Origin of the sequence: Bradyrhizobium yuanmingense (assembly GCF_029167105.1) — a bacterium.
Lineage (GTDB): Bacteria > Pseudomonadota > Alphaproteobacteria > Rhizobiales > Xanthobacteraceae > Bradyrhizobium > Bradyrhizobium yuanmingense_A.
This window is the reverse complement of record NZ_JARFML010000005.1, coordinates 241,871-258,524: the sequence shown is the minus strand read 5'-3', so window position 1 is coordinate 258,524 and position 16,654 is coordinate 241,871. Positions and strand designations below refer to the sequence as shown.

The window sequence follows — 16,654 nt, the reverse complement described above, 5'->3', positions numbered from 1 at the left end:
ATTCCATGCCGGAGGGCGTCATGGCAAGCCTGACCATCCGCAAGCTCGACGACGCCGTCAAAACCTATCTGCGGCTGCGATCGGCCAAGAACCACAGGTCGGTCGAGGAGGAGGTCCGGGTCATCCTGCGGGAGCTGATCGAGGGCCGCGAGGAGCCGCTGACGCCGTTTGCGGTGCCCTACGCCGCCCCGACGCCGCAGCGCACCGGCGCCCTTCCCGAGGCCAGCGTCACCCTGATCATCGGCGGCGGGATCGCGGCCTATAAGTCGCTCGACCTGATCCGCAGGCTGAAGGAGCGCCGTATCGAGGTCCGCTGCGTGCTGACCAAGGCGGCGCAGCAATTCGTGACGCCGCTGGCCGCGAGCGCCCTGTCGCATGAGCGCGTTTATACCGACCTGTTCGACCCGCAGAGCGAGTTCGATGCCGGCCATATTCGCCTCGCGCGCGACTGCGACCTGATCGTGGTGGCGCCGGCCACGGCCGACCTGATGGCGAAGATGGCGAACGGTCATGCCGACGATCTCGCCAGCGCCATCCTGCTCGCGACCAACCGCAAGGTGCTGCTGGCCCCGGCGATGAATCCGCTGATGTGGAGCAACGCGGCGACGCGCCGCAACGTCGCGCAGCTCCAGCGCGACGGCGTTGTGCTGATCGGCCCGAATGCAGGCGAGATGGCCGAAGCCGGCGAAGCCGGAACGGGCCGTATGTCGGAAGCCATCGAGATCGCCAATGCCGCCGAGCGCCTGCTGCGGCCGCCGACGCCGAAGCCCCTCGCCGGCAAGCGCGTGCTGATCACCGCCGGTCCCACCCACGAGGCGATCGACCCCGTGCGCTATATCGCCAACCGTTCCTCCGGCAAGCAGGGCTTTGCCATTGCCGCCGCTGCGCAGGCCGCGGGCGCCGAGGTTACTCTGGTGAGCGGTCCGGTCGACCTCGACGATCCCCCGGGCGTGACGGTGAAGCATGTCGAATCGGCGCGGCAGATGCTGGAGCAGGTCGAGGCCGCACTCCCCGCTGACGTTGCGATCTTCGCCGCCGCGGTCGCCGATTGGCGCGTCGCCAATGAAGGCGAGCAAAAGCTGAAGAAGACCGCGGCCGGCATGCCGCCGCTGCAATTGGTCGAGAACCCCGACATTCTCGCCACCATCTCCAAGCTCACCGACAAGCGCCCGAGGCTCGTGATCGGTTTTGCCGCCGAGACCGAGCACCTCATCGACAACGCCAAAGCAAAATTCGCGCGCAAGGGCTGCGACTGGATCGTCGCCAACGACGTCTCGCCCGCCACCGGCGTGATGGGCGGCGACCGCAACACGGTCCACCTGCTCAGCCGCAAGACCGGTGCGCAGGACGGCGAGATTGCAGTTGATTCCTGGCCGGCGATGACCAAGGAACAGGTCGCCATCGAACTGGTCGCGCAGATCGCGAAGAGCGTGACCGGCAAATCCCTGGAGTCCGCATCTTGAGCACCGAGATTACCGTCGAGCTGCAACGCCTCGCCCACGCTGAGGGCCTGCCGCTGCCGACCTATCAGACCAGCGAGGCCGCCGGCCTGGATTTGATGGCGGCGGTGCCGGACAACGAGCCCATGACGCTCGCACCAGGCCAATACGCGCTGGTGCCGACGGGCCTTGCCATCGCCTTGCCGCCCGGACACGAGGCGCAGGTGCGGCCGCGTTCGGGGCTGGCGGCCAAGCACGGCGTCACCGTGCTGAATTCGCCGGGCACGATCGATGCGGACTACCGCGGCGAGATCAAGGTGATCCTGATCAATCACGGCACCGCGCCTTTCGTGATCAAGCGCGGCGAGCGCATCGCGCAGATGGTGATCGCGCCGGTGCTGCAGGCCGCGCTGGTTCCCGTCGTCACCTTGTCGGCGACCGGTCGCGGCGCCGGCGGTTTTGGCTCGACGGGGCGCTAACCCAAGACAACTCCAGCCGAAATCATCCGCGGAACCACGCGCCTTGGAACCGCACGCCCCGCATTTTTTTGGGGCCGCCTTTGCGTTCACGATCTGGACTCTTACCGGCGGAGTCGCGGTGAGGGTATTGTCTTTTGATTCGCGCGCGACGGGGGGTCGCCGCGCGCAAATTCGTGCGGTCTTGAATTTCCGCGTCTTGGGGCAACTATGTCAGGCGTGATCGTGTCGATGCGTCGGACGCTGTTGTCGTGCACATCGCTGGCGCGCAACGGCTTGGTGGGAGGCGCTCTCGCAGCGCTGCTGCCGGCTGCGCCGGCCAAGGCCGCCGACCTCATCGACACCCTCTCCCTCGTGATGGATTTCAACCGGCAGGAACTCGCGGTGCTCGCCACCGCGCTGGCCCTGCTCGGCTTCTCGGTGATGGCCGCGATCCTGTTGATGCGGACGCGGGTGCGCACGGCGAAGAACGAGGCGCGGCTGCGCGCGCGGATCGGGGAACTTCAGCTCCAGGCCGACCGCTTCGGCGCGCTGCTGTTCGCCGAGCCGCAGATCCTGATCTCGTGGCCGGCGGGCGACAACCGCGCGCAGATTTCCGGCGATATCGCGTTGGTGCTGCCGCGCGATTCCTCGCCGCAGCGCGTGCTGGCGTTTGGAACCTGGCTGCCGCCGGAGCCGGCGCTGCTGATGGACCATGCGGTCGACGCACTGCGCGAGCGCGGCGACGGGTTCCAGCTGACGCTGACCACCGCGCACGGCCATATGCTGGAAGCGATCGGGCGCGCCATCGGCGGCCAGGCCATCGTCCGCATTCGCGAGCTCTCGGGCCTCCGCCGCGATCTGGCCGAGACCCATCTGCGCTACAAGGCGCTCTCCGACGAGACCGAGATGCTTCGCGGCTTTGCCGCGGCCGCACCGTGGCCGATCTGGGCGAAGGGGGAGAACGGCGCCCTGACCTACGCCAACCCGGCCTATGTGCGCGCCACCGAGGCGACCAGCGCCATCGATGCCCAGGAGCGCAAGCTCGAGCTGCTCGACAGCGACGACCGCAATGCGATGGAGCGGGGGCTCAAGGACGCCGCCAATTTCACCTCGCGGCTGCCGATCGTCGTCGGCGGCGAACGGCGCATCTACGACGTGCGCGCCGTCAATGTCGGCAGCGGCAGCGTCGGCGTCGCCATCGATGCCAGCGAGGCGGATGCGCTGAGCTCGGCGCTGGTGCGCATGGCGGAAGCGCACCGCCGCACGCTCGACCAGCTCTCCTCCGGCGTCGCCGTGTTCGACGGCCAGCGGCGCCTTGCCTTCTACAACGATTCCTATCGCCGGCTGTGGGATCTGGATCGCAACTTCCTCGACGCCCATCCGGACGATTCCAGCGTGCTCGACCAGCTCCGCGCCGCGCGCAAATTGCCGGAGCAGCCGGATTTCCGCGCCTGGAAGGCCAAGCTGCACGAGGCCTATCGCGCGGTCGAGACTGCCAAGGACACCTGGTTCCTGCCTGACGGCCGCGCGCTCTCGGTCGTCACCACGCCGAACCCGGAAGGCGGCGTCACCTACCTGTTCGACGACGTCACCGAAAGCCTCGACCTCGCCCGCCGCTTCGACGGCCTGATCCGCGTCCAGCGCGAGACGCTGGACAGCCTCGCCGAGGGCGTCGCGGTGTTCGGCAGCAACGGCAAGGCGCAGCTGTTCAATCCGGCCTTCGTGCGGATGTGGAAGCTGTCGAGCGATGCCATGCGCGACGAGCCGCATATCCAGACGGTGGAAGGCTGGTGCCATCAGCTGTTCGACGATCCGCAAGTCTGGCGCCAGATCCGCGAGGCCATCACCGCGATCGAGAACCGCGCCGACGTGCCGCTGAAGCTGGAGCGCAAGGACGGCAGCGTGCTCGACGGCATGATCCGGCCGCTGCCGGACGGCGCCACCATGCTGACGTTCCAGGACATCACCGACACCGAGAATGTCGAGCGCGCGCTACGCGAGCGCAACGAGGCGCTGGAGGCGGCCGACCAGATGAAGGTGGATTTCGTCCACCACGTCTCCTACGAGCTGCGCTCGCCGCTCACCACCATCATCGGCTTTGCGCATTTCCTCAGCGATCCCTCGACCGGACCGCTGACGCCGAAGCAGGCCGAATATCTCGACTACGTCACCAAATCGACCAACGCGCTGCTCGCGCTCACCAACAACATCCTGGATCTCGCCACCATCGACGCCGGCGCGATGAAGCTGGAACTCGGGCAGGTCGACGTCAGCAAGGCCATCGAGCTTGCCGCCGAGGGTATCCAGGACCGGCTCGCCACCGACCGCATCCGCCTCAAGGTCGAGATCGCGCCCGACGTCGGCAGCTTCGTCGGCGACGAGAAGCGCGTGGTGCAGGTGCTCTATAACCTTCTCGCCAACGCCGTCGGGTTTTCTCCACAGGATTCCACCGTCGGCATCAGCGCGCGGCGCACCGAACGCAGCGTGGTCTTCACCGTGACAGATTCGGGCCCTGGAATACCTGCCGACATGAAGGACAAGGTGTTCAACTGGTTCGAAAGCCGCTCGCAGGGCTCGCGTCACCGCGGCGCCGGGCTCGGCCTGTCGCTGGTGCGCTCCTTCGTCGAGCTGCATGGCGGCAAGGTGCGGGTGGATTCGATCGTCGGCCGCGGCACGGTCGTGATCTGCGATTTCCCGACCGACCAGGCGGCGCATCGCGACGCCGCCGAATGACGGAAACAACCACATTCTCCGTCGCGCTTCACAACGAGACGGCCACGGCGCAATTGATGGCCGACCTCGCGCTGCTGGTCGGCCCCGGGGACGTCATCACCCTCACCGGCGATCTCGGCGCCGGCAAGACCGCGGCGGCGCGCAGCCTGATCCGCTATCTCGCCGGTGACGATGCGCTGGAAGTGCCGAGCCCGACCTTCACGCTGGTGCAGGGCTACGAGCTGCCGCCCTTCCCGGTGCTGCATGCCGATCTCTACCGTGTCGAGGACGAGAGCGAGCTCGAGGAGATCGGGCTGTCGCCGCTGCCCGATGCCACGCTGGTGCTGATCGAATGGCCGGAGCGCGCACCGTCCGCAATGCCCGAGGACCGCATCGACATCGCGCTGACGCACCGGCCGGCGCTGGGCTCGAGTGCGCGCGCCGCCGACATCACCGGTCACGGCAAGGGCGCAGCTACAGTTGCGCGGCTGAAGGCGCTGCGCGAATTCCTCGACGCATCCGGTTACATCGATGCCACGCGCAAGCGCATGCCGGGCGACGCCTCGACGCGCTCCTATGCGCGGCTCGTGCGCGACGAGGAAATCGTCATCCTCATGAACTTCCCGCAGCGGCCCGACGGCGCGGCGCTCTACCACGGAAAATCCTACAGCGCCGCGGTGCATCTGGCCGAGAACGTAAAACCCTTCGTCGCCATCGACGAAGGGCTGCGGGCGCAGGGGATCTCCGCGCCTGCGATCCATCATTTCGATCTCGACCAGGGCTTTCTGATCTCCGAGGATTTCGGCAGCGAGGGCGTGATCGAGGGCGATCCGCCGCGGCCGATTCTCGAGCGCTACGAAGCCGCCACCGACGTGCTGGCGATGCTGCACGGCAAGACGCTACCGGAGACGCTGCCGCTAGACGGGCAGACCTACGCGATCCCCGTCTTCGACGTCGAAGCGCTGCTGATCGAGATCGGGTTGATGCCGGAATGGTATTTGCCCGATCGCAACGCGCCGCTGAGCGACGAGGCGCGCGCGGAATTTTTTGCGATGTGGCGCGAATTGCTGAAGAGGCCGCTGGCGGCGCCGAGGACGTGGATCATCCGCGATTATCACTCGCCCAATCTGATCTGGCTCGGCGAGCGCAACGGTGTCGAACGCGTCGGCGTGATCGATTTCCAGGACGCCGTGCTGGGGCCGCAATCCTACGACGTGGTGTCGCTGCTCCAGGACGCCCGCATCGACGTACCCGAGACCATCGAGCTGACGCTGCTGTCGCGCTACATCAAGGCGCGGCGGGCGCAGGACACGAGCTTCGACGCCGCCGGCTTCGCCGAGCTCTACGCGATCATGTCGGCGCAGCGGAACACGCGCCTGCTCGGCACCTTCGCCCGGCTCAACCGCCGCGACGGCAAGCCGCATTACCTGCGCCATCAGCCGCGGATCTGGACCTATCTCCAGCGCTCGCTGGCGCATCCCGCGCTCGCCCATCTGCGCGACTGGTATCTCGCCAACGTCCCGCCGCCGGGCTGATTCAGGACCGATTTACCGGCCGTTAGCCAAGATGTCGCTATTCTGGCGCCGAGGGAGCCGGAACATTGCGGGGCTGGAGCGGGGCAGATGGCAGCGAAAGCGGATCAGCGCGGAAATAGCCGGGTTATTTTTGAGCGCGGGTTTTCGGCCCAGATGATGGGAATCGACGGCACCTGGCGGCGCGACTGCACCATGGAGGACGTCTCCGAGACCGGCGCCAAGCTGACCATCGACGGCTCGGTCGAAGGCCTGCATCTGAAGGAATTCTTTCTCCTGCTGTCGTCCACAGGGCTCGCCTACCGGCGTTGCGAGCTGGCCTGGGTCAATGGCGACCAGATCGGCGTCAATTTCCTCAAGATCGGCGACAAGAAGAAGAAGGTACGTTCCACAGCCGTTGGGGCGTGACGGCAACACCCGTCGTACAACCGTCACGGCGGGTGGTTAAGGCGGTTGAGATGCGGTGCGGCAGATCGAGCCTCGTGTTAGGATTGCTGCGAACGCGAAAGGTCTGAAAAGGGGAAGGATGTCCGTCAAACCGACCAAAGCCATGGTGCTCGCCGCAGGGTTTGGCCTGCGCATGCGCCCCCTGACGGACAAGATGCCGAAGCCGATGGTGCCGGTCGCAGGCCAGCCGTTGCTCGACCACGTGCTCGACAAGCTCGGCCAGGCCGGCGTGACCGAGGCGGTGGTCAACGTGCACTATTTGCCGGACCAGATCATTGACCACGTCGCATCACGCCAGCTTCCGCGCGTGACAATCTCCGACGAGCGCGACCAGGTGCTCGGCACCGGCGGCGGCGTCGTCAAGGCACTGCCGCTGCTCGGCGATGCGCCGTTCTTCCACGTCAATTCCGACACGCTGTGGATCGACGGTGTGCGCTCCAACCTTTTGCGGCTCGCTGAAAACTTCGATCCCGATCGAATGGATATCCTGCTGCTGATGGCGCCGACCGCGACCAGCATCGGCTATGGCGGCCGCGGCGATTACGGCATGCTGCCCGACGGCGCCTTGCGCAAGCGCAAGGAGAAGGAGGTCGTCCCGTTCGTCTATGCCGGCGCCGCGATCATGTCGCCCGCGATCTTCGTGGACGCACCCAAGGGCGAATTCTCGCTGACGAAGATGTTCGATCGCGCGGGCGAGCAGGAACGGCTGTTCGGCTTGCGCCTCGACGGCGTCTGGATGCATGTCGGCACGCCCGATGCCGTGCACGCCGCGGAAGAGGCGTTTCTGGAGAGCGTGGCGTAGGGGCTGCCTCGAAGACGGTGCGGTAGGGTGGGCAAAGGCGCTCTTGCGCCGTGCCCACCATCTCTCTCCAAAATGCGCGGGCACGCTTCGCTTTGCCCACCCTACGAGACCTGTAACGGTCCGGCGAACAGTGGGGACGACTCCTCCTCCACCCATGACCATTTGACCCCGTCTCCCTATATTGCCTGATCCTTCGAATCAGGCAGCCCATGCGCGTCTTCAGCGTTCCCATCTCAGTTCCGTTCCTGCGCACGGTGGTCTCGGCCCTGCTCGATGGCCGGCTGGTCGAGGGATTCGAAGCGCGCAAGGAACCGGCGCGGCTGGCGGATGCCACGCTGTATCTGCCGACGCGGCGTGCCATGCGGGTCGTGCGCGAGATCTTCCTCGACGAGATGAAGGCGGATGCCGTCGTGCTGCCGCGCATCGTTGCGCTCGGCGACATCGACGAGGACGAGCTCGCTTTCGCGGGCGAGAGCGAGCAGTTTTCCGGGACCGCGCCGCTGGACATTCCGCCGCGCCTGGGCGAGCTCGAACGGCGCCTGACGCTGGCGCAGCTCGTCGCCGCCTGGGCCAAGGGCCCGGTGCTGGCGCCGCTGGTGGTGGGCGGTCCCGCCTCGACGCTGGCGCTGGCTTCCGATCTCGCGCGCCTGATCGACGACATGGTGACGCGCGGCGTCGACTGGAGCGCGCTCGACGGCCTCGTGCCCGATAATCTCGACCGCTACTGGCAGCACTCGCTCGAATTCCTGCGCATCGCCCGCATCGCCTGGCCCGATCATCTCGCCGAGATCAATCGGATCGAGCCGGCCGCGCGGCGCGATCTTCTGATCGCCGCGGAAGCGAGGCGCTTGACCGCGCATCCAAATGGCCCCGTGGTTGCGGCGGGTTCGACCGGTTCGATGCCGGCCACCGCAAAATTTCTCCATGCGGTCGCGTTGCTGCCGCATGGCGCCGTGGTGCTGCCGGGCCTCGATACCGATCTCGACGACGACGCCTGGCGCAGCATCGGCGGCGTGCGCGACGCGCTTGGCAAGTTCGCGGAGCATCCGGCCTCGAACCATCCGCAATACGCCATGAATGCGCTGCTGCAACGCTTAGGCATCAAGCGCAGCGACGTCGAGATTTTGCAGCCGCCAGCGGAAGACGGCCGCGACCTGCTCGCGTCGGAATCGATGCGGCCGTCCGCCAAGACCGAGGTCTGGCACGACCGGCTGAAACATCCCGATGTCGCCGCGAAGATCGCGGGCGGCATGAAGAACCTCACGGTGGTCGAAGCGCCCAACCCTGAAATGGAAGCGCTCGCCATCGCCATCGCCATGCGCGAGGCGCGCCATCTCGACAAGTCGGCTGCCCTGGTGACGCCCGACCGCGCGCTGGCGCGGCGGGTGATGGCGGCGCTAACCCGATGGGATCTCGCCTTCGACGATTCCGGCGGCGACGTCTTGATGGAAACCTCCGCCGGCACGTTTGCGCGCCTTGCGGCAGAGGCCGCCACCAAGGGCCTGGAGCCGCCGACGCTGCTGGCGATGCTGAAGCATCCGCTGTGCCGGCTCGGCCGCGCGCCGGGCGCATGGAAGATGGCAATCGAGAGCCTGGAGCTTGCGGTGCTGCGCGGCACGCGTCCGCCTGCGAGCACGGCCGGCCTCCTGCGCGAGTTCAGCCGCTTCCGCGAGGAGCTGGCAAAGCTGTGGCGCAGCGAGGTCTCCGCGCTGCATCGCGCCGAGCCGCGGGCGCGTCTCAAGGCCGAGGATCTCGATCGCATCCAGGCTCTGATCGATGCCCTGCAAAAGGCATTGGCCCCGATCGAGAGCCTGCCGCCCTCGAAATCCTATGATTTCGCCGAGCTCGCGCATCGCCATCGCGAGATCATGATCGAGCTGTCGCGCGACGAGCAGGGCATTCCGCTCGCTTTCGAGGATCGCGATGGTCTCGCGCTCGCCGGCGCCTTCGACGATCTCTTGCGCGGCGGCACGACCAGCGGATTGATGGTGCAGCTAGCGGACTACGCGGACGTGTTCCAGACCGCCTTCGGCGATCGCGCGGTGCGGCGGCGGGACAGGCCGGGCGCACGGCTGCAAATCTACGGCCCGCTGGAATCGCGACTGATGCAGTCCGACCGCATCATCGTCGGCGGCCTGATCGAAGGCGTCTGGCCGCCGGCACCGCGCATCGATCCCTGGCTCAGCCGGCCGATGCGGCACGAGCTCGGGCTCGATCTGCCGGAGCGCCGTATCGGCCTGTCCGCCCATGACTTCGCGCAATTGCTTGGCGGCGACGAGGTGATTCTCACCCACTCCGCCAAGGCCGGCGGCGCGCCGGCGGTGGCCTCGCGCTTCCTGCATCGGCTCGAGGCGGTCGCCGGCGACGAGCTCTGGAAGGCGGCCGTTCGCGCCGGCGAGACATACGTGCAGTTCGCCGCGGCGCTCGACCAGCCCGACGACGTCAAGCCGATCAAGCAGCCGGAACCGCGACCGCCACGCGCGACACGGCCGCTCAAGATGTCGGTCACCGAGATCGAAGACTGGCTGCGCGATCCCTACACGATCTACGCCAAACGCATCTTGCGGCTCGATGCGCTCGACCCGGTCGACATGCCGCTCTCGGCCGCCGATCGCGGTTCGGCGATTCACGATGCCATCGGCGAATTCACGGAAAGCTATGCGACGCGTTTGCCGGACGATCCCGCGCGTGTTCTGCGCGCGATCGGCGAGAAGCACTTTGCACCGCTGATGGAGCGGCCCGAGGCACGGGCGCTGTGGTGGCCGCGCTTCCAGCGCATCGCGCGCTGGTTCGGCGAATGGGAGGCAGCGCGGCGCGATGTGATCGAGGCGATCGTCGCGGAGACCCGCGGCGAGATCTCGATCATGCTGGATCCTCAGCGCAGCTTCCGCCTTTCTGCGCGCGCCGACCGCATCGAACGCCGCAAGGGCGGCGGCTATGCCATCCTCGACTACAAGACCGGCCAGCCGCCGACCGGCAAGCAGGTCCGCATGGGCCTGTCGCCGCAGCTGACGCTGGAAGCCGCGATCCTGCGCGAGGGCGGCTTTCCCGGTATCGATGCCGGCGCCTCCGTGAGCCAGCTCGTCTATGTCCGCCTCAGCGGCAACAACCCACCGGGCGAGGAGCGCATCCTCGAGCTCAAGTACAAGCCGGGCGAGGAGCCGCAGCCGCCGGACACCGCGGCGGCCGAGGCAAGAGCCAAGCTGGAAGCGCTGATCCGCGCCTTCGAGGACGAGAACCAGGCCTATACCTCGCTGAACCTGCCGATGTGGGCGAACCGCTACGGCACCTATGACGATCTCGCCCGGATCAAGGAATGGTCTGCGGCCGGCGGATTGGGGATCGAGGAATGGTGAAGGCGCCGCGCCCCATCCCCGATGAGGTTCGCGCGCGGCAGGCGCGTGCCTCCGATCCGACTGCATCGGCTTTCGTCTCGGCCAATGCCGGCTCGGGCAAGACGCATGTGCTGGTGCAGCGCGTGATCCGCCTGTTGCTATCAGGCGTGCCGCCGGAGAAGATCCTCTGCATCACCTTCACCAAGGCTGCCGCCGCCAACATGGCCGAGCGCGTGTTCACCACGCTCGGTCATTGGGTGACGCTCGACGATGATGCGCTCGACGCGGCGATCCGCGCAGTCGGCATCCCGCATCCCGGCGCAAAACTGCGCCGCGACGCCAGAAAACTGTTCGCCTGCGCGCTGGAGACGCCGGGTGGGCTAAAGGTGCAGACCATCCACGCGCTGTGCACCCGCCTGCTCCAGCAATTTCCGTTCGAGGCCAACGTTCCCGCGCGCTTTGCCGTGATCGACGAGCGCGACCAGACCGACATGATGGAGCGCGCCAATCTGAAGGTGCTGCTGGAAGCCGCGCGCGATCCGGAGAGCGTTACCGGCCGCGCGCTGCTGACGGCGATGGCGAGCGCCGCCGATGTCACCTTCAAGGAGGTCGTGCGCGAGGCGTGCCTCAGCCGCGATCATTTCATGGCCTGGACCGACGAGGCCGGCAACGCGGAAGCCGCTGCCGCGCAGATGGCTGCGGTGCTGGGCGTTGACGTCGCAGACCGTATCGAGGCCGTCGAGACGGAGATTCTCGACGGCCCGTTCCTGCCGCACGCGCGGTGGGACGAGATCGCCTTCGCGCTGGAGGACGGCAGCAAATCCGACAATGACCAGGCCGGGCGGCTGCGTGCGGCGAAGGCGTTTTCCGGCAGCGATCAGGTCGACGCCTATCTGTCCGTGTTCCTCACCGACGACAAGCTGCCGCGCAAGGCGGTGCTGACCAAGAAGTTCTGCGATCACAATCCGTCCGTCGCCCGCCTGTTCGAAGCCGAGTCGCTGCGGCTGGCCGGGCTGATCGAGAAGCGCCGCGCCGTGACGGTTCGGGACCGCACCGCGGCCCTGCTGCATATCGCGACCGCGGCTGCCGCGAATTACCGCCGCGAGAAGCAGGAGCGGGGGCTGCTCGACTACGACGACCTGATCGACAAGACGCTGGCGATGCTGGACCGGATCGCCTCGGGCTGGGTGCATTACAAGCTCGACCGCGGCGTCGATCACGTGCTGATCGACGAAGCCCAGGATACCAGCCCGCGGCAATGGGACATCATCGCGCACATCATCTCCGAGTTCACGGCCGGCGAAGGCGCGCGCGAGGGGCTGAACCGCACGGTGTTTGCGGTCGGCGACGAGAAGCAGTCGATCTTCTCGTTCCAGGGCGCGGCGCCGCACGAATTCGACGCGCGACGGCGCGAGCTGCACCGCAAGTTCACGGCGGCCGGGCTGAAGTTCGATCCGGTCGCCTTCACCTATTCGTTCCGCTCGGGCGCGACGATCCTGCATTCGGTCGACCACGTCTTCCGCGATCCCGCGATCTACAAGAGCATCCATTCTGTCGAGATCGGCCATCCCCTGCACAACGCGCTCGGCGATGCCGGCCCGAGCGTGATCGAACTGTGGGATCTCGCGGAGGCCGACGATCGGCAGGACATCGAGGGCTGGCGCGCGCCGTTCGACGGCGTCGCCGTGACCAGCCCCGAGGTCAAGCTGGCGCGCCGCATCCAGGCCGAGATCAAGCGGCTGGTCGAGAGCGGCACGCTGACAGGGCACGAGGGCGAGCGCCGTCCCTTGCGCTATGGCGACATGCTGATCCTGGTGCGCCGGCGCGGCAACGCATTCGACGCCGTGATCCAGGCGCTGAAGCACGCCGGCGTTCCGGTCGCCGGCGCCGACCGCCTCAAGCTGACCGAGCACATCGCCATCATCGACCTGATGAACCTGGCCGACGCGCTGCTGCTGCCGCAGGACGATCTCGCGCTCGCAGTGGCGCTGAAGAGCCCGTTGTTCGGCCTCGACGACGACGATTTGTTCACGTTGGCCCATGACCGCAAGGGCTCGCTGCGCCGCGCGCTAGCCGAACACGCGGCCACAAGCGAGACATTCGCCACGGTATTGCAACGCCTGGAAGCCTGCGAGATCCGCGCCCGAGAGGAGACGCCGTTCGCCTTCTACGCCTGGCTGCTGGGCGGCGACGGCGGGCGGGCGCGCATCCTGCGCCGGCTCGGCCACGAGGCCAATGACGCGCTCGACGAATTCCTGGAGCTTGCGCTGAACTACGAGCGCAAGGCGCCGGCCTCGCTGCAGGGCTTCATGGCCTGGCTGCGCTCGGCCGACACCGAGGTGAAGCGCGACATGGAGATCTCGCGCGACGAGGTCCGCGTGATGACCGTGCACGGCGCCAAGGGCCTCGAGGCCTCGGTCGTGTTCATGGTCGACACCACGTCCTCGCCCGCGGACTCGCAGCGGCTGCGGCTGATCCAGGTGCCGCGCGGCAATGGCGGCGAGGTCGTGGTCTGGGCCGGCCGCAAGGCTGACGATCCCAAGCCTGTCGCCGAGGCGCGCAAGGCGATGCTGGAGGAGACCGAGGACGAATATCGCCGCCTGCTCTATGTCGCGATGACGCGCGCGGCCGATCGGCTGATCGTCGGCGGCTGCATGCCCGGCAACATGAAGACGGTGCGCAAGCTGAGCTGGTACGACCTCGTCGACACCGGGCTCAAAGGCTCGGGCCTCGACCAGCAGGTGATCGAGACCCCGCTCGGCAAGGTGACGCGGTTCGCCCGTCCGGAGGACGTCGCGGCGCTGGGCGCGCCGGCGGCCTCCGTGCACCAGATCATCGCGCTCCCGGACTGGCTGCGGACACCGGCACCGCGCGAGACCATTGACGAGGATCCGGTGCGCCCCTCGGGCCAGTCTGCCGAGGAGGGCCGCAGCGTCCGATCGGGCGAATCGGTGCAGTCGCGCGCGCTGGCGCTGCAGCGCGGCACGCTGGTGCATCGGCTGTTGCAATCGCTGCCCGAGATCGCCGGCGAGCGCCGGCGCGAGGCCGCGCTCGGCTTCATGGCGCGCAACGCCGCGGACTGGCCGGAGGCCGATCGCATCGCACTGGCCGACAAGGTGCTCGCCCTGATCACGGACCCGCGTTTCGCGCCCGTCTTTGCCGCCGGCAGCCGGGCAGAGGTCGCCATCGCCGGGCGGCTGGAGCGGCCGGGCCGCGCCCCGGCCCTGGTGTCGGGGCAGATTGACCGGCTGGTCGTGCGCCCCGAGGAGGTCCTGATCGTCGACTTCAAGACCAACCAGGCAGCGCCCAAAAGCGCGGCCGAGGCGCCGGCGACCTATGTCCGCCAGCTTGCGCTGTACCGGGCGGTGCTGTCGCGGCTTTATCCCCAAAAGCCGGTCAGGGCCGTCCTGCTCTGGACCGAGACCCTTGAATATATGGAGATTTCGGCCCCCGCGCTGGACGCGGCGCTGGCATCCCTTCATCTCGGTGTGAGCGTCCTTGACCCGGCAAGGGGCCGTTCATAGGTTCACCACATGATCCCGGGCGCGATTCCAGGTCGCGCCGATTCTCTTTCAACCGAGTGAGGTACTCCCAATGGCCGTTAGCAAGGTTTCCGACGCCGATTTCGAAGCCGAAGTGCTCAAGGCGAACGGCCCCGTGGTCGTCGATTTCTGGGCCGAATGGTGCGGCCCCTGCCGCATGATCGCACCCGCTCTCGACGAGATCGCCGGCGCGATGGGCGACAAGGTCAAGATCGTGAAGCTCAATGTCGACGAGAGCCCGAAGACCGCCTCGAAGTACGGCGTGATGTCGATTCCGACCCTGATGATCTTCAAGGGCGGCGAGATGGCCTCGCGCCAGGTCGGCGCCGCGCCGAAGGCGAAGCTGCAGCAGTGGATCACCTCCGCGGTCTGATCCGCCTCGCCCAAGATTCTTTTCGACAACGGCCGGCGAAAGCCGGCCGTTTTGCGTTGGTGGGACGTGTTCAGCGTATGACGAGTCCCGCCCTTGCCTGCTCCTCCCCGAAAGCGCGACCGCAAGCCCACGTCTTTGGCCGCAATGGAGGCGCGTTCGGTCGACGCGATCCCGCGCGGCGGTGAATGGCAATATGAGCCCAAGTGGGACGGCTTCCGCTGCCTGCTGGCGCGCAACGGCAGCAACGTCGATCTGCGCTCCAAATCCGGCGAGGACCTCGCGCGCTATTTCCCGGAAGTCGTCACTGCTGCCTTGGAGCTGAAGCCCGACCGCTTCACGCTCGACGGCGAAATCGTCGTGCCGCACGGCAAGAGCTTTTCCTTCGACGCGCTGCTGCAACGCATTCATCCGGCGGCAAGCCGCGTGAAGAAACTCTCGGTGGAGACACCGGCGCTCTATCTCGTTTTCGATCTGCTCGCGACATCCCGGGAGAAAGATCTGGCCGAGAAGACGCTGCGCGAACGGCGGCGGGCGCTGGAGGCCTTCGCGAAAGCCAACCTCAAGAACAGCCTGTTCCGCCTCTCACCGGCGACGACGAGCTACGCCACGGCAAAAAAGTGGCTGGCGCAATCCGGCGGCGGCTCGGACGGTGTCATCGCCAAGCGTATCGACCTGCCCTACCAGGCGGGAAATCGCGACGGCATGCAGAAGATCAAGAAATTCCGCAGCGCCGATTGCGTAGTCGGTGGCTTCCGCTACGCCACCAACAAGATCGCCGGCCGGAACGTCGTCGGCTCGCTGCTGCTCGGGCTCTACGACGATGATGGCCGACTGCACCATGTCGGCTTCACCTCGGCGATCAAGGCGGACGAGAAGCCGGCCTTGACCGATCGGCTCGAAGCACTGATCGGCGAGCCCGGCTTCACCGGCAACGCGCCGGGCGGGCCGAGCCGCTGGTCGACCGAGCGTTCCGCAAAGTGGTGTCCGATGAAGCCGAAGCTGGTGATCGAGGTCTGCTACGACCATTTCAGCGGCGAACGCTTCCGCCACGGCACCTCGATCCTGCGTTGGCGTCCCGACAAGGCGCCGCGGCAATGCACATTCGAGCAGCTGAAGCAGAAGGCGGCCGATCCGATGAAGCTGTTGAAGTGAGGCCGCCTCGTGCCCCGGACGCAGCGCGAAGCGCTGCAGGGCCGGGACACGAGAGGATTTACCCGATCCACCCCGTCGCGAGCGCGTTCGCCAGCTCAGGTTGCCCATTGCGCCGTGCAAGCGCGGCCATGGCCTCGTGATCATACACGACGTGGCGGAACGTCACCTGCCAGGAACCATCGACGCGTTCGAGGATCGCATAGCGCGCGTGCGGCGTGCCGGCCTCGACGACATGCGGGAACGGATGCTTGTCGCGATAGCCGGGGCTGCCGACGCTGCCGGGATTGACGATCAGCCGGCCGTCGCGCAGGCGCACCGAGCGAGCGAGATGGGTGTGGGCGCACAGGATCAGCGATTGCGTGATGCCTTGGGCGAGTTGCTCGATCCGGTCGAGCGGCGACAGCGCCACCGTGCCGTCGGGATGGACGGTGTCGAGCCAGTACACCTCGTCGCTGCCGGGCGTCGCGTGACACAGGAACACCTGCTCACGGAAGACGCGCGTCATCGGCTGCGTGCGCAGCCAGTCGAGTTGCGCGGCGTCGAGCTGTTCGTAGGCGGGGCGATCCCACGAGCCCATCTTCTGCGGCGGACGGTCGAGCAGATAGCGATCGTGATTGCCGAGGACGTGCACGGCATCGAGCGGCATCAGGGTCTCGATGGTGCGGCGCGCATCCAGCGGGCCACTCAGCATGTCGCCGAGATTGACGATGTCGGCAATACCGAGCGCGCGGATGTCGGCGAGCACGGCCTCCAGCGCGAGATAGTTTCCGTGGATGTCGGCAATCGCGGCAAAACGCATTGGCATTTCTCTCTTTCGTGCCCCGGACGCGGCGCGGCGCGGCTTCCGCGGTGCGCTGCAGAG

General features: G+C 67.3%; 11 protein-coding genes. 10 read left to right on the top strand and 1 reads right to left on the bottom strand.

Annotation, left to right across the window (positions count from 1 at the left end):
- Positions 1–20 precede the first annotated feature (20 nt).
- The 10 genes from coaBC (at position 21) to P0R31_RS09295 (ending at position 15,792) form a co-directional block, all read left to right on the top strand.
- Complete coding sequence (gene coaBC, locus P0R31_RS09340) at positions 21–1,463, top strand: bifunctional phosphopantothenoylcysteine decarboxylase/phosphopantothenate--cysteine ligase CoaBC (protein WP_275513814.1); 1,443 nt, start codon at positions 21–23, stop codon at positions 1,461–1,463.
- The gene (gene dut / locus P0R31_RS09335) at positions 1,460–1,918 is read left to right on the top strand and encodes a dUTP diphosphatase (RefSeq protein WP_275513813.1); all 459 of its coding nucleotides are present in this window, start codon (positions 1,460–1,462) and stop codon (positions 1,916–1,918) included. Before coaBC ends, dut begins: the two co-directional genes overlap by 4 nt.
- A gap of 207 nt (positions 1,919–2,125) precedes the next feature.
- Positions 2,126–4,630: a sensor histidine kinase gene (locus P0R31_RS09330; RefSeq protein WP_275513812.1), complete on the top strand. Its 2,505-nt coding sequence runs from the start codon at positions 2,126–2,128 to the stop codon at positions 4,628–4,630.
- On the top strand, positions 4,627–6,144 hold the full coding sequence (gene tsaE, locus P0R31_RS09325) for a tRNA (adenosine(37)-N6)-threonylcarbamoyltransferase complex ATPase subunit type 1 TsaE (protein ID WP_275513811.1): 1,518 nt from the start codon (positions 4,627–4,629) through the stop codon (positions 6,142–6,144). Before P0R31_RS09330 ends, tsaE begins: the two co-directional genes overlap by 4 nt.
- 87 nt (positions 6,145–6,231) lie before the next feature.
- Positions 6,232–6,549: a PilZ domain-containing protein gene (locus P0R31_RS09320; protein ID WP_225129558.1), complete on the top strand. Its 318-nt coding sequence runs from the start codon at positions 6,232–6,234 to the stop codon at positions 6,547–6,549.
- 118 nt (positions 6,550–6,667) lie between these two features.
- On the top strand, positions 6,668–7,390 hold the full coding sequence (locus P0R31_RS09315; RefSeq protein WP_275513810.1) for a nucleotidyltransferase family protein: 723 nt from the start codon (positions 6,668–6,670) through the stop codon (positions 7,388–7,390).
- Positions 7,391–7,599: 209 nt separating this feature from the next.
- The gene (gene addB, locus P0R31_RS09310) at positions 7,600–10,746 is read left to right on the top strand and encodes a double-strand break repair protein AddB (protein ID WP_275513809.1); all 3,147 of its coding nucleotides are present in this window, start codon (positions 7,600–7,602) and stop codon (positions 10,744–10,746) included.
- Positions 10,740–14,249: a double-strand break repair helicase AddA gene (gene addA / locus P0R31_RS09305; protein ID WP_275513808.1), complete on the top strand. Its 3,510-nt coding sequence runs from the start codon at positions 10,740–10,742 to the stop codon at positions 14,247–14,249. Before addB ends, addA begins: the two co-directional genes overlap by 7 nt.
- A gap of 70 nt (positions 14,250–14,319) precedes the next feature.
- Positions 14,320–14,640: a thioredoxin gene (gene trxA / locus P0R31_RS09300; RefSeq protein ID WP_008540017.1), complete on the top strand. Its 321-nt coding sequence runs from the start codon at positions 14,320–14,322 to the stop codon at positions 14,638–14,640.
- Positions 14,641–14,784: 144 nt separating this feature from the next.
- Positions 14,785–15,792: an ATP-dependent DNA ligase gene (locus P0R31_RS09295; protein WP_275513873.1), complete on the top strand. Its 1,008-nt coding sequence runs from the start codon at positions 14,785–14,787 to the stop codon at positions 15,790–15,792.
- 58 nt (positions 15,793–15,850) lie between these two features.
- On the opposite strand, the gene P0R31_RS09290 is transcribed toward P0R31_RS09295, so the two are convergent.
- Positions 15,851–16,591, bottom strand: a complete 741-nt coding sequence (locus P0R31_RS09290) for a metallophosphoesterase family protein (protein WP_275513872.1) — start codon at positions 16,589–16,591, stop codon at positions 15,851–15,853.
- Positions 16,592–16,654: the final 63 nt, after the last annotated feature.

What these genes read in the sequence shown, in the direction of transcription:
- trxA (WP_008540017.1), top strand. Translation starts at nt 14,320, where the DNA reads ATGGCCGTTAGCAAGGTTTCCGACGCCGATTTCGAAGCCGAAGTGCTC.
- addA (WP_275513808.1), top strand. Translation starts at nt 10,740, where the DNA reads ATGGTGAAGGCGCCGCGCCCCATCCCCGATGAGGTTCGCGCGCGGCAG.
- P0R31_RS09315 (WP_275513810.1), top strand. Translation starts at nt 6,668, where the DNA reads ATGTCCGTCAAACCGACCAAAGCCATGGTGCTCGCCGCAGGGTTTGGC.
- coaBC (WP_275513814.1), top strand. Translation starts at nt 21, where the DNA reads ATGGCAAGCCTGACCATCCGCAAGCTCGACGACGCCGTCAAAACCTAT.
- P0R31_RS09295 (WP_275513873.1), top strand. Translation starts at nt 14,785, where the DNA reads ATGGAGGCGCGTTCGGTCGACGCGATCCCGCGCGGCGGTGAATGGCAA.
- P0R31_RS09290 (WP_275513872.1), bottom strand. Translation starts at nt 16,591, where the DNA reads ATGCGTTTTGCCGCGATTGCCGACATCCACGGAAACTATCTCGCGCTG.
- addB (WP_275513809.1), top strand. Translation starts at nt 7,600, where the DNA reads ATGCGCGTCTTCAGCGTTCCCATCTCAGTTCCGTTCCTGCGCACGGTG.
- P0R31_RS09320 (WP_225129558.1), top strand. Translation starts at nt 6,232, where the DNA reads ATGGCAGCGAAAGCGGATCAGCGCGGAAATAGCCGGGTTATTTTTGAG.
- tsaE (WP_275513811.1), top strand. Translation starts at nt 4,627, where the DNA reads ATGACGGAAACAACCACATTCTCCGTCGCGCTTCACAACGAGACGGCC.
- P0R31_RS09330 (WP_275513812.1), top strand. Translation starts at nt 2,126, where the DNA reads ATGTCAGGCGTGATCGTGTCGATGCGTCGGACGCTGTTGTCGTGCACA.